The sequence below is a fragment of the Streptomyces sp. NBC_01474 genome, assembly GCF_035918215.1.
Taxonomy (GTDB): Bacteria; Actinomycetota; Actinomycetes; order Streptomycetales; family Streptomycetaceae; genus Streptomyces; species Streptomyces aureus.
In genome coordinates, this window is record NZ_CP109449.1 from 1,332,812 (window position 1) to 1,346,579 (window position 13,768).

A 13,768-nucleotide genomic window follows, 5' to 3' on the forward strand; every position below is an offset into this window, starting at 1 on the left:
TGCCGGACGCAGCCGGTGCGGGACCTACTTCCGTGCGCTCATGCCCTTGGCGGCGGCTTGGGTGATGTTGCGGGCCATGCCGCCGAAGACGACGGCGTGGAAGGGGGAGACGGACCACCAGTAAGCATGGCCCAGCAGGCCGCGGGGGTGGAACAGAGCGCGCTGCCGGTAGCGGGTAACGCCCTCGGCCCCCGTCTCGACGTACATCTCCAGCCACGCCAGACCCGGCAGCCTCATCTCCGCGCGCAGCCGCAGCAGTTGTACGGGCTCGATCTCCTCGACGCGCCAGAAGTCCAGCGAGTCGCCGACCCGCAGACGCTCCGCGTCACGTCGTCCGCGGCGCAGGCCGACTCCGCCCACGAACCGGTCCAGCCAGCCGCGGACCGCCCAGGCCAGCGGGAAGGAGTACCAGCCGTTGTCGCCGCCGATCCCCTCGATCACCTTCCACAGGGCCTCCCGGGAAGCCTCGACAGGCAGTTGCCGCTCGTCCTGGTAGAGACTGCCGCCGGCCCAGTCGGGGTCGGTGGGCAGCGGGTCGCTGGGCGCCCCGGGAATGGCGGCGGACGACCACCGGGTGGCGACCTGCGCTTCCCGTACCCTCCGCAGCGCCAGTGCCAAGGCCTCGTCGAACGGCAGAGGCCGGCCCGGAGGGTCGGGCACGTAGCGGGCGATGTCGTGCTCGTGGCAGACGACTTCGTGGCGAAGCGACTCGGTGAGGGGCCGGGCGATGGATGCCGGTACGGGGGTCACGAGGCCGACCCAGTGGCTGGACAGCCGCGGGGTGAGCACGGGCACCGGCACGATGATCCGCCGCCGCAGTCCGGCGACCTCGGAGTAGCGGCACATCATCTCCCGATACGTCAGGACGTCCGGCCCGCCGATGTCGAAGGCCCGGTCGACGTCGGTCGGCATGGTGGCCGAGCCGACGAGATAGCGCAGCACGTCGCGGACCCCGATGGGCTGCGTGCGGGTGTGCACCCAGCTCGGCGTGACCATCACCGGCAGCCGCTCGGTCAGATAGCGCAGCATCTCGAACGACGCCGATCCCGAGCCGATGACGACAGCGGCCCTGAGCACGGTGGCGGGCACCGCGGCTTCGAGGAAGATGCGACCGACCTCAGCCCTGGAACGCAGGTGCGGGGAGAGAGCCTTCTCGGGTACGTCCTGCGGTGTGAGCCCTCCGAGATAGACGATGCGCCGTACGCCGGCCGTGTGCGCCCGCTCGGCGAAGATCCGGGCCGCGCGGCGATCGGTGTCCTCGAAACCGGACCCGGATCCGAGGGAGTGCACCAGGTAGTACGCGACATCGACGCCGCGCATGGCCGCTTCGACCGACGCGGCGTCCGTGACGTCTCCGCGTACCGTCTCGGCGGCGGGCGCCCAGGGGTGGTCACGCAGCTTGTCCGGCGAGCGGGCCAGGCAGCGAACCCGGTGACCGGCCTCCAGCAGTTCCGGTACCAGGCGCCCTCCGATGTATCCGGACGCTCCGGTGACCAGACAGTGCAGCTGCTCCGCGCCGTGCTTTCCGTCCGTGTCCACGACCATCTCTCCACGCACTCGATCCGACGCTGCTCCCGTGTTCTCCCGTTCGATCATGACTGCCGCCCCGCGGATGTCCCCGCAACGCGCTGAGGACGGTCGCCACAACTCAGCCCGAGTACCAGGTGATCCCTTGCGCACCCGTCGCCTCAACCGGCCGAAACCGTGGTGGAAGGCAGCGCCGGGATCGGCTCCGGAGCCGGGCGAGCGCTCGCCCCGGGCCGTCAGCCGGGCGGCATCGGTGACACTTGGGTCATGCAGCTTTCCCCGCCCGGCCCTCCCCCCTCGCCCGATGCCGCCGCCGCGCACGGTGGTGGTTCGCCCACGCTGGGGCAGGCCGTCGGTGTCGTCGGGCCGGACGTGCTCGAGGTGCTGCGGGCGCCGTGCGGCACGGACGTGCCGGTGAGCGGGGCCGGGGTGTTCGACGAGGGCGAGACCTTGCAGGCACGGGGGCGGATTCTCATCGCGCCCGGCGTCGACACGTCCGCGCCGGGCGCCGCGGGCGTGCTGCGCGCGGCGGACCGCGCCGGGGCGGCGGCCGTGGTGCTGCGGCGTGGCGCCCAGGGGATCGCGCCCTCGCTCGCCGAGGCGGCCGACGAGGTGTCGACCGCCCTGCTCGCCCGGGCCCCGTGGATCGAGTGGGGCGAGCTGATCGGGCTGCTGCGGGCGGCCATCGCCCGTACCGGCACGGCGCCCGCCGAGGCGTCGGCCGATGTGGCGCTCGGTGATCTGCCGGGGCTCGCCCTGGCGCTGGCAGCGCTGGTGGGCGGCGCGATCACCGTCGAGGACCCCGAGTCGAACGTCCTGGCGTACTCCCCGACCGCCGACACCGCCGACCCGCTGCGCAGGCTGACGATCCTGGGCCGCCGGGTACCGAGCTGGCGGGTGACCGAACTCGCCGAGAGCGGCTTCCTCACCACGCTGTGGGCGAGCGGCGACGTGGTGCACCGGCCCGCGGACGCGCGGTTCCCCGAACGCCTCGCCGTCGCGGTGCGGGCCGGCGACGAGATCCTCGGGTCGCTGTGGGCGGCCGCCGACGGTGAACCGCTGCCGTCCGGGGCCCGGGACGCGCTGCGGCAGGCGGCCGTCATCGCCGTACCGCATCTGCTGCACCACCGGCTGCGGTCCCGGTCCGCCGCCAGCCGCCGCCGGTACGCGGTGCGGGCCCTGTTCGAAGAGCGCCCACCGGACGTGGCCACGGCGGCGGCCGTGCTCGGGGTCGAGGCCGGACAGGCGTGCACCGTACTCACGGCGACCGCCGCGGCGGCGATCGCACCGGACGTACTGGACCGGGCCTTCCATCTGGCCTCCCTCCGCGTCGCCGCGCATCACACCCCGGCCTTCGCGCACCGCGACGGCGACCGGCTCGACGTCCTGGTGGCCGGGACCGGGGCGGGGGACGGCGTGGACCGGCTGGCACGCGACCTGGCCGCCGTACTGCGCGGCGCCGGGGTGCGGCCGCTGGTCGCGGTGGGACCCGCCGTCGGAGGGCTCGGCGACGCCGCCGCCTCCCGTGCGGGGGCCGCCCAGGTCCTGCGGGTGCTGCGCGAGCGCGGCGGTCCCGAGACGGCCGGCGCCGAGGACGTCCGGTTCGCCATGGACGCGCTCCGGGTGACCGATGCGGTCGCCGAGCACGTGCCGTCGGCCGCCGACGCGGTGGCGGCGCTGCTCGAGCACGACGAGCGGCACGGCACGGACCTGCCGCGCACCGTCGCCGCGCACCTGGTGTTCTTCGGTGACGCGGCGGCCACCGCCCGCTATGTGGGGGTCCACACCAATACGCTGCGGTACCGGCTGCGCCGGGCCGGCGAACTGTGCGGCATCGACCTCACCGATCCCGACGTGCGGCTGCTGGTGGAGCTGGGGCTGCGGCGGGCCGGGCTGATCCCGCTGCCGTCAACGCCCCGGAACTAAAAAGTTCTGGGCCTTGCACAACGGGCGCCACTGGCTGTGGTGCTGCGTTTGCGTTCTGTCCCACGCCCGGTGTTCGGGGGTGGGTCTGGGGCAGTTGACTGCACCCCGCATCTCCACAACTCTTCCGCACGGTGGCGGATGTTGCGGGAGCCGTTGCGGTCTGCGTGATCAACGAATCCGCAGGACCGGCATACGAAGCGAGCCTGGGAGACCCGGTTCGCCTTGTCGATGTGCCCGCACTGCGCGCAGGTGCGGGAGGTGTACGCCGGATCGACGTGCACCACCACTACACCCGCCTTGCGGGCCTTGTACGCGATGAAATCTCCGAGCTGGGCGAAGGCCCAGGAGTGGAGGGTGGCCCGTTGGGGCTTGCGAAGCCGTACCCGTGCGCGGATGCCCGTGAGGTCCTCCAGGGCGATACCGCGACCGGTGCGTTCTGCCTCGGCCACCACATGCTTCGCGATCTTGTGGTTGATGTCCCGCACCCGCCGCGCCTCCTTACGACGCCGCTTCCTCAGGCGCCGTTTGGCGGACGGGGTGTTCTTACGCTGGAGTTTCGTGCGCAGCGTGCGCTCACGGAGGCGTCCGCGATTCAGGCGGCGTCCGGCCATGATCTGACCGTCCGAGGTGGTCGCGATGTTCACGATCCCCAGATCGATCCCGAGGAACTGGGTGACGCTGGTGTCGAGTTCGGCCTCGGGGACCTCGCAGGTAGCGGCCAGGAACCACATGCCGTCGCGGAACAGCAGGTCAGACTCGCCCTTGCGATACAAGGCAAGGCGGGCCAAATGTTCGGGCGAGGAGGTGAACGCCACGTCTTTCATCCGGCCGGACAGGGTCCAGATCGACACGGTGCGCTCGGTGTACTGCCAGGACAGCATCCGGTCGTCATACGGCTGCGCGCCCTCCGCCCGGAAGGCGATCGGCTTTTCGGTGGCCCGCCGGTACCGTTTAGAGGAGGGCTTGCCGAGGTTTCCTGCCTTGAGGTTCGCCTTGAGCGTGGTGTAGGCATCGCAGGTCTTCTTGATGACGTGCTGGGCGGCCTGGGCTCCGAGCCCCCACTGATCCTTGACCTGGGTGTAGGTGTGCTCACGCAGGGTGAAGTTGCGTTTCACATCTCTTTCGAATGCCACGGACGATACCCAGGTCGAGGCCTCGTTGCAGGCGTGCAGGGTTTCTTCAAGTGCCGCCGCCTGCACGGGCGTCGGCAGGAGTTTCACCTGCACGGTCAACTTCACGACCGCGACGTTACCCGCCGCGCGACATACCGGCATTCGAACAGCGCACATTCCTCACCGGGCAATCCGGCCCGCATTTCTTGCGGGCACGCCGCGCCCCTTGCCGCGGCGAGGCTCCGCATCGCCATCACCGGATGCGCTTCCTCCCTCCCGGAGGTGAAGCCCCCGGGGTTCCTCGCAAGAGGCCGCTGAACCGGTGTGGTGCGGGCGCACCACGTCGTCCGCCTCACCGTCGTGCGGACGCACCATGGACATATGGACGAGGCCCAGTGCCTGTGCGCGGCCACGACGGGAGCGGCCCGGACTTCGTGCCGGAGCACGCAGACAGCGCGGGACCCGGGGCTGCACAGTGAACCGGGGCGGAGCGCACGGGCGACGAGCCGGTGGCGTGGACACCGCCCGCGGCCGCCGCAGTCGGCGGCCCGCCCGGCGAACGATCCGCCGGGCACGTAGCCGGCAGTGCGCAGTGAGAAGGCAGGAACACCCCATGACCATGGCCCCGGAATCCGTCGTCCGCAGGGAGGCGGCCGTGCGCGCCGCCGCCGAACAGGGCCTGGTCGGCGTGCAGGCGCCGGTCCTCGGTCTCCTCGACGTGGAAGGGATCCGTGGCGCAGCCCGCGAGCTGCGCGAGGCGTTCGCCTTCGACGGGGTCTCGGTACAGCACACGTTCGCGGTGAAGGCCGCCTCGCTGGTGCCGGTCCTCGCGCTGCTGAACGAGGAGGGTGTGGGCGCGGAGGTCGCCAGCGCCGGAGAGCTGGAACTGGCCCGCGCCGCGGGCGTCCCCGCCGAGCGGATCGTCTTCGACTCCCCGGCCAAGTCGATGGACGAGCTGCGCGACGCTCTCGCCCACGGCATCGCGGTCAACGCCGACAACCCGCAGGAGCTGGACCGGGTCGACGCCGTCGTCGCCGATCTCGGCGTCGGCTGCGCGCCCGTGGGGCTGCGGGTCAACCCGCAGGTCGGCAGCGGTTCGATCGGGGCGATGAGCACGGCGACGGCCACGTCCAAGTTCGGCGTGGCGCTGCGTGACGAGGGCGCGGAGCAGTGGGTGCTCGATGCCTACCGTCTGCGCCCGTGGATGACCCGGCTGCACACCCACACCGGCTCCCAGGGTGTCGCCCTGGAACTGATGGCCGAAGGGGTGCGGGCCGCGTACGAGCTGGCGGAGAAGATCAACGCGCACCTCGGTCGGCAGCAGATCGACACCCTCGACATCGGCGGCGGGCTGCCCGTGAACTTCGCCTCGGACGAGGTGACCCCGGCCTTCGCGCAGTACGCGCGGCTGCTGCGGGAGACCGTGCCCGGCCTGTTCGACGGGCGCTACACGCTCGTCACCGAATTCGGCCGTGCGCTGCTGGCCAAGCAGGGGCTGATCATGGCGTACGTCGAGTACACCAAGACCTCCGGCGGCCGGCGGATCGCCGTCACGCACGCCGGGGCGCAGGTGGCCACGCGCACCGTGTTCGTGCCCGAGTCGTGGCCGCTGCGCGTGGGCGCGTACGACGCCGACGGCCGACCCAGGGCGACCGAGCCGCTGGTGCAGGACGTCGCCGGACCGTGCTGCTTCGCCGGGGACCTGGTGGCGCGGGAGCGGGAGCTGCCCGAGCTGGCGCCCGGTGACCTGGTCGCGCTGTACGACACCGGGGCCTACTACTTCTCGACCCATTTCCACTACAACAGCCTTCCGCGTCCCGCTGTATACGGATATGTCGTGTCAGATGCGGGCGTGGTGACGTTCGCTCCGGTCAGGTCCGCCCAGACGGTGGCCGAGGTGGTCGCGGAGTCGGGTGCCGCGCAGGCCGCTTCGCTGCTCGGGCTGACCGGCCGGCCCTCATCGTAGGGGCGCTCCCCACCTGGGAAAAGTTGCCCCAGGAAACGGTTTAAGGTGGCGTGTCGCCGCGTGGTCATCCCGCGGCGCCCCACCGGGACACTGTGTTCCTCGCGTGATCCGCACAGCATCGCGCCAGGTCCGCCGCTGTCCCGCTCTGCCGGCCCGCCGTACGGGGGGACGGGCCCTGTCCAACAGGTATGCCGCGCCGCTTGCCGGCGTTCGCTTTCGCGTGCGCGGGGGTGCGGCGTACCGCTATGCACGTCGGAGAAACATGGAGCACACAGCACAAGCCGAGCCGAAGGCCCGGCCGGCGCAGGCCCCTGCCGCTGCGACCGGGGGCAGCGCGACCGGCGCGGCCGGCGCCATCCGCGAGGGGGGCTACACGGCTGGTCTGCGCAACCGTCAGGTCCAGATGATCGCGATCGGCGGCGCCATCGGCACCGGACTCTTCCTCGGCGCCGGCGAGCGGCTGCACGCGGCCGGCCCGTCGCTGGTCGTCATCTTCGCGCTCACGGGCCTGTTCGCCTTCTTCATCTCGCGCGCCATGGGCGAGCTGGTGATGCACCGGCCGACGTCCGGCTCGTTCGTCTCGTACTCGCGTGAGTTCCTCGGCGAGAAGGCCGCGTACACGGCGGGCTGGGTCTACTTCCTGCACTGGGTGTGCAGCGGCATCGCGGAGATCACCGCGGTGGCGATGTATCTGCACTACTGGGCGGCGTTCCGGGACATTCCCCAGTGGACGCTGGCCCTGTTCGCGCTGCTCGTGGTGCTTGCCGCGAACCTCATCTCGGTGCGCTGGTTCGGCGAGTTCGAGTTCTGGTTCTCGATCATCAAGGTCGCCGCGATCCTGGCTTTCCTCGCCATCGGCTGCTGGCTGCTGGCCAGCCGGCACCCCGTCGACGGCCACGGCACGGGCCCGCAGCTGATCGCCGACAACGGCGGCATGCTGCCCAACGGCCTGCTCGCCGCCGTCGTGCTCATCCAGGGCGTGGTCTTCGCCTACGCCGCGATCGAGATGGTCGGCATCGCCGCCGGCGAGACCGCGAACCCGCGCAAGGTGATCCCGCGCGCCATCAACTCCGTGTCGTGGCGCATCGTGCTCTTCTACGTCGGCAGCGTGCTGCTGCTCGTCCTCCTGCTGCCGTGGACCGCGTACAAGGCCGGCGAGTCGCCCTTCGTGACGCTGATGGGCAAGCTGGGCGTTCCCGGTATCAGCGGCATCATGAACTTCGTGATCCTCACGGCGGCTCTCTCCAGCTGCAACTCCGGTCTCTACTCGACCGGCCGCGTGCTGCGCTCGATGGGCCTGGCCGGTTCGGCGCCCGCCTTCACCACGAAGATGAACAAGCGGGGCGTGCCGTTCGGCGGCGTCCTGCTGACCGCGTGCTGCTACATCCTCGGCATCGTCCTCAACTACGTCGTGCCGGAGCGGGCGTTCTCCATCGTGCTGAACTTCTCCGCGATCACCATGATCGGCACCTGGGTGATGATCATGGTCTGCCAGATGGTGCTGCGCCGCAAGGCGCTGCGCGGCGAGCTGGAGCGCCCGGCGTTCCGGCTGCCCGGCGCGCCCTTCACCTCCTGGCTCACGCTCGCCTTCCTCGGCGTCGTCGTGGTGCTCATGTGCGTCGACGGTGGCGACGCCGCCTGGTCGGTGGCCTGTGTCCCGCTGATCGCCATCGGTCTGGTGATCGGCTGGTTCGCGGTCCGCGGCCGGGTCGCCGAGCGGCAGGCGACCGGACATCTTTCGGTCGAACAGCACCCGGCCGAGCAGCAGGGCTGAACGACACAGATGGTGGCACCGTTGCCGACTCGCCGCGCCCCGGCGGGTCGGCAACGGTGCCTCGCGTCAGCGTGAACGGCGAAGAACCTCAGTCGGTGACAGCTGGGGGCGGACCAACTCACGTGTGAACATCGCCGTTTGACCGCGACGGCCGAAAACGTGCATGCATTCCATACGCGTCACGCACGGACAGCAGCCGGTTCCCGGCCAATAGACGAACCGCGCCCCTTGGGCAAGGAGAACAAGGTCACACCCCTACGGTGTGCTGCTCTTCTGTCGGTCTGACCTAGCATCCGAGCATGACGGTCCTGCCTGACGACGGGCTCTCCCTGGCGGCCGAGTTTCCTGACGCGACATATGAGCAGTGGCAGCACCTGGTCTCGGGTGTCCTGCGCAAGTCGGGCAAGGAAGTCTCGAGTTCCGCAGCGGAAGACGCCCTGTCCACCGCGCTGGAGGACGGGCTCCGTGCCCGCCCTCTGTACACCGCGCGCGATGACGCTCCTGCCACCGGCCTGCCCGGCTTCGCGCCGTTCGTGCGCGGCGGACGCGCCGAGGGGAACAGCGTCGGCGGCTGGGACGTGCGCCAACGGCATACCGCCGCCGGCCCGGCAGCCGTACTGGCCGACCTGGAGAACGGCGTCACCTCTCTGTGGCTCACGGTGGGCTCCTCCGGCATTCCCGTGTCCGCGCTGCCCGGCGCCCTCGACGGTGTCTATCTGGATCTGGCTCCGATCGTCCTGGACGCCGGCGCCGAAGTCGACGCCGCCGCACGTCAATTGCTGCGCCTGTACGAGGAGTCGGGTGTCGCCCCGGACGCGGCGCGCGGCAACCTCGGCGCGGACCCGCTGGGCCACGAGGCCCGCACCGGGCAGCGTTTCGACGGCGCGCCGGTCACCGAGCTGGCCGCACTGTGTGCCAGGCAGCACCCGGGACTGCGCGCGCTGACCGTGGACGCCCTGCCGTACCACGAGGCGGGCGGCTCGGCCGCACAGGAACTCGGCTGCGCGCTGGCGACCGGCGTCGCGTACCTTCGCGAGCTCACCGATGCGGGGCTCACCACTCAACAGGCCCTGGCGCAAATGGAGTTCCGGTTCGCCGCGACCGCCGATCAGTTCCTGACCGTCGCCAAGCTGCGCGCCGCGCGCCGGCTGTGGGCCCGGGTCGCCGAGGTGTGCGGGGCGTCGCAGGCGGGCGCCCAGCTGCAGCACGCCGTGACGTCGCCGGTGATGATGACGCGCCGTGACCCGTGGGTGAACATGCTGCGGACCACGGTCGCGACGCTTGCCGCCGGCGTGGGCGGTGCGGACGCGGTGACGGTGCTGCCCTTCGACAGCGCGATCGGTGTGCCCGACGGGTTCGCCCGCCGTATCGCGCGCAACACCTCCACGATCCTCATCGAGGAATCGCACCTGTCCCGGGTGATCGATCCCGCGGGCGGCTCCTGGTACGTGGAGCGGCTGACCGACGAACTCGCCCACGCCGCCTGGGAGTTCTTCCGGATCATCGAACGCGAGGGCGGTCAGGCCGCTGCCCTGCGCTCCGGTCTCGTGCGCGAACGGCTCGCCGAGACCTGGTCGGCACGCAGCGTGCGGCTCGCCGAGCGGCGTGAACCCGTCACCGGCGTGAGCGAGTTCCCGCACCTCGGCGAGAAGCCGGTCGAGCGCGTGCCCGCGGAGGCTCCGCCCTCCGGTGGTCTGCCCCGCGTACGGCGGGACGAGGCGTTCGAGGCTCTGCGGGCCCGCTCGGACCGTCACCTCGCGGCGACCGGCGGCCGCCCCCGGGTGTATCTGGCCGCGCTGGGCCCGGCTGCCGCGCACACCGCACGCCTCACCTTCGCAGCCAACCTGTTCCAGGCGGGCGGCATCGAGGCCGTCACCGACGGCACGTTCGAGGAGAGCAGGGCCCAGGAGGTGTGCCTGTGCTCCAGCGACACGGTGTACGAGGAGCAGGCCGAGGCCACCGCCGGGACTCTGCGGACCGCGGGCGCACGGCACGTGTTCCTGGCGGGCCGGCCCGGACCGTATGCCGGGGTCGACACCTACGTCTTCGCCGGCTGTGACGCCGTGGCCGTGCTCTCCGCCACGCTCGACCGCATGGGAGTGTCCTGATGTCCATCCCCTCCGTCCCCGACTTCTCGGCGGTAGAGCTCGGGACACCGGCCGTCGGCGCCGGCAAAGACGACTGGCGTAGCGCGGTCAAGCGGGCGACCGACGGCGACGACCTGCTGTGGGACACCCCCGAAGGCATCACGGTCAAGCCGCTCTACACCGGGCAGGATCTGGAAGGCCTCGACTTCCTCGACACCTTCCCGGGCGTCGCCCCGTACCTGCGCGGCCCGTACCCGACGATGTACGTGAACCAGCCCTGGACGATCCGCCAGTACGCGGGCTTCTCCACGGCCGAGGAGTCGAACGCCTTCTACCGGCGCAACCTCGCGGCCGGCCAGAAGGGCCTGTCCGTCGCCTTCGACCTGCCCACGCACCGCGGCTACGACAGCGACCACCCACGGGTCACCGGTGACGTCGGCATGGCGGGTGTCGCGATCGACTCGATCCTCGACATGCGGCAGCTCTTCGACGGCATCCCGCTGGACAGGATGACCGTGTCGATGACGATGAACGGCGCCGTGCTCCCCGTACTCGCGCTGTACATCGTGGCCGCCGAGGAGCAGGGCGTACCGCCCGAGAAGCTGGCCGGGACCATTCAGAACGACATCCTCAAGGAGTTCATGGTCCGCAACACCTACATCTATCCGCCGAAGCCGTCGATGCGGATCATCTCCGACATCTTCGCGTACACCTCGCAGCGGATGCCACGCTACAACTCCATCTCGATCTCCGGCTATCACATCCAAGAGGCGGGCGCGACAGCCGACCTGGAGCTGGCGTACACCCTCGCCGACGGCGTGGAGTACCTCCGCGCCGGACTGGAGGCGGGCCTGGACGTGGACGCGTTCGCGCCCCGGCTCTCGTTCTTCTGGGCGATCGGCATGAACTTCTTCATGGAGATCGCCAAGCTTCGGGCCGCTCGGCTGCTGTGGGCGAAGCTGGTCAAGCAGTTCGACCCGAAGAACGCCAAGTCCCTTTCCCTGCGCACCCATTCGCAGACGTCGGGCTGGTCGCTGACCGCGCAGGACGTGTTCAACAACGTCACGCGTACCTGCGTCGAAGCGATGGCCGCGACCCAGGGACACACCCAGTCGCTGCACACCAACGCCCTCGACGAGGCGCTGGCGCTGCCCACCGACTTCTCCGCGCGCATCGCCCGCAACACGCAGCTCCTGATCCAGCAGGAGTCCGGCACGACCCGGGCCATCGACCCGTGGGGCGGCAGCGCGTACGTCGAGAAGCTGACCTACGACCTGGCCCGCCGCGCCTGGCAGCACATCCAGGAGGTCGAGGCCGCGGGCGGCATGGCGCAGGCCATCGACGCGGGCATTCCCAAGCTCCGCGTCGAGGAGGCCGCGGCCCGCACCCAGGCACGGATCGACTCCGGGCGGCAGCCGGTGATCGGGGTGAACAAGTACCGGGTGGACTCCGACGAACAGATCGAGGTCCTCAAGGTCGACAACTCCTCGGTGCGCTCGCAGCAGATCGCCAAGCTGCGCCGTCTGCGTGCCGAACGCGACGCCACCGCCTGCCAGGACGCACTCGACGCCCTCACCCGGGCGGCGGCCGGCGAGGGCAACCTGCTGGAGCTCGCCGTGAACGCGGCCCGCGCGAAGGCGACCGTCGGGGAGATCTCCGACGCCCTGGAGAAGGTGTACGGCCGCCACGCCGGGCAGATCCGTACGATTTCGGGTGTGTACCGGAACGAAGCAGGCGAGTCACCGTCGGTGGACCGCACCCGGGCTCGCGTCGACGAGTTCGCCGAGGCCGAGGGGCGTCGGCCGCGCATCCTCGTCGCCAAGATGGGCCAGGACGGCCACGACCGTGGCCAGAAGGTGATCGCTACCGCCTTCGCCGACCTCGGCTTCGACGTGGACGTCGGCCCGCTGTTCCAGACCCCGGCCGAGGTGGCGCGGCAGGCCGTCGAGGCGGACGTGCACATCGTCGGGGTGTCGTCGCTCGCCGCCGGTCACCTCACCCTCGTACCGGCGCTGCGCGAGGCACTCGCCGAGGAGGGGCGCGGCGACATCATGATCGTGGTGGGCGGTGTCATCCCGCCGCAGGACGTGCCGACGCTCCTGGAGATGGGAGCGGCCGCGGTGTTCCCGCCCGGCACGGTGATCCCGGATGCCGCCCACGACCTGGTGACGCGGCTGGCGGCCGGGCTCGGGCACGACGACCTGTGAGCCGGTGAGTCCATGGCCATCGACCTCGACACCTACGTCAAGGGTGTTCTCGGCGGGAAGCGGGCGCTCGTCGCTCGCGCCATCACGCTCGTCGAGTCCACCCGGCCCCAACACCGGGCGCTGGCCCAGGAGTTGCTGACCGAGCTGCTGCCGCACAGCGGACGGTCCCGCAGGATCGGGATCACCGGTGTGCCGGGCGTCGGCAAGTCGACGTTCATCGACGCCTTCGGCACGATGCTCACCGGTCTCGGGCACCGGGTCGCCGTGCTCGCCGTCGACCCGTCCTCCAGCCGGACCGGCGGCTCCATCCTCGGCGACAAGACCCGCATGGAGCGCCTGGCCGTCGACCCGGCGGCCTTCGTACGCCCCTCCCCCACGGCTGGCACGCTCGGCGGTGTCGCCAAGGCGACGCGCGAGTCGATCATCGTGATGGAAGCCGCAGGCTACGACGTGGTGCTCGTGGAGACCGTCGGCGTCGGCCAGTCCGAGACCACGGTCGCGAACATGGTCGACTCCTTCCTGCTGCTCAGCCTCGCCCGTACCGGCGATCAGCTTCAGGGCATCAAGAAGGGCGTCCTCGAGCTGGCCGACGTGATCAGCGTCAACAAGGCCGACGGCCCACATGAGCGCGACGCGCAGGCAGCGGCAAGGGAGTTGGCGGGCGCGCTGCGCCTGATGCACGGAAAGGACGCCTTCTGGACACCGCCTGTGCTCAGTTGCAGCGCCCGCGAGTCGACCGGCCTCGACACTGTCTGGGAACGGCTCGAACAGCACCGCGCCCTGCTCGACTCCACCGGGCGCCTCGCCGCCCGCCGGCGCGATCAGCAGCTCGACTGGACCTGGGCCATGGTCCATGACGAGCTCCTCGGCCGACTCCACACCGACCCGGCGGTCCGCTCCCTGACGCCGGATCTCGAACAGCAGGTCCGCGACGGCCGGCTCACCGCCACGCTGGCCGCCGAGCGCATCCTGGATGCCTTCAGGAGCCGCTGAGCAAGCCCCCGGCCCGGCCCGGAACGACACCGATGCGAGGGGGGATGGATCCCTCCCCCGCTCAGATGACGATCTTCTGGCCCCCTCCATGCTGCGGATCGGATTCCCGGACGACATGGTCGTAAGAGGGCACGCAGCGCCCGAAGCACGGCGACAATCGACCGGGGAGCCGCCGA

General features: G+C 71.0%; 8 protein-coding genes. 6 read left to right on the forward strand and 2 right to left on the reverse strand.

The annotated features are described in order from the left end of the window. Positions 1-24 precede the first annotated feature (24 nt). Positions 25-1,539, reverse strand: coding sequence for an SDR family oxidoreductase (locus OG758_RS06425; protein ID WP_382061319.1), 1,515 nt, complete (start codon positions 1,537-1,539; stop codon positions 25-27). Positions 1,540-1,794: 255 nt separating this feature from the next. Between OG758_RS06425 and OG758_RS06430 the strand changes: the two genes are divergently transcribed. Beyond that, a complete protein-coding gene (locus OG758_RS06430) occupies positions 1,795-3,453 on the forward strand; it encodes a PucR family transcriptional regulator (protein WP_326709058.1) in 1,659 nt (552 codons plus the stop codon). Here the strand turns inward: OG758_RS06430 and OG758_RS06435 are convergent. Further along, on the reverse strand, positions 3,450-4,691 hold the full coding sequence (locus tag OG758_RS06435) for an RNA-guided endonuclease InsQ/TnpB family protein (RefSeq protein ID WP_326709059.1): 1,242 nt from the start codon (positions 4,689-4,691) through the stop codon (positions 3,450-3,452). The genes OG758_RS06430 and OG758_RS06435 overlap by 4 nt on opposite strands. 493 nt (positions 4,692-5,184) lie before the next feature. Here OG758_RS06435 and OG758_RS06440 point away from each other — a divergent pair, with 493 nt between their 5' ends. The 5 genes from OG758_RS06440 (at position 5,185) to meaB (ending at position 13,592) form a co-directional block, all read left to right on the forward strand. Continuing rightward, positions 5,185-6,531 (forward strand): diaminopimelate decarboxylase, encoded by a 1,347-nt coding sequence (locus OG758_RS06440; protein ID WP_326715826.1) that lies wholly within the window; start codon positions 5,185-5,187, stop codon positions 6,529-6,531. Positions 6,532-6,793: 262 nt separating this feature from the next. After that, positions 6,794-8,305 (forward strand): amino acid permease, encoded by a 1,512-nt coding sequence (locus OG758_RS06445; protein WP_326709060.1) that lies wholly within the window; start codon positions 6,794-6,796, stop codon positions 8,303-8,305. 299 nt (positions 8,306-8,604) lie between these two features. Beyond that, positions 8,605-10,413: a methylmalonyl-CoA mutase subunit beta gene (locus tag OG758_RS06450; protein ID WP_326709061.1), complete on the forward strand. Its 1,809-nt coding sequence runs from the start codon at positions 8,605-8,607 to the stop codon at positions 10,411-10,413. Continuing rightward, a complete protein-coding gene (gene scpA / locus OG758_RS06455; protein WP_326709062.1) occupies positions 10,413-12,599 on the forward strand; it encodes a methylmalonyl-CoA mutase in 2,187 nt (728 codons plus the stop codon). Before OG758_RS06450 ends, scpA begins: the two co-directional genes overlap by 1 nt. Before the next feature lie 12 nt (positions 12,600-12,611). Next, a complete protein-coding gene (gene meaB, locus OG758_RS06460; RefSeq protein ID WP_326709063.1) occupies positions 12,612-13,592 on the forward strand; it encodes a methylmalonyl Co-A mutase-associated GTPase MeaB in 981 nt (326 codons plus the stop codon). Positions 13,593-13,768: the final 176 nt, after the last annotated feature.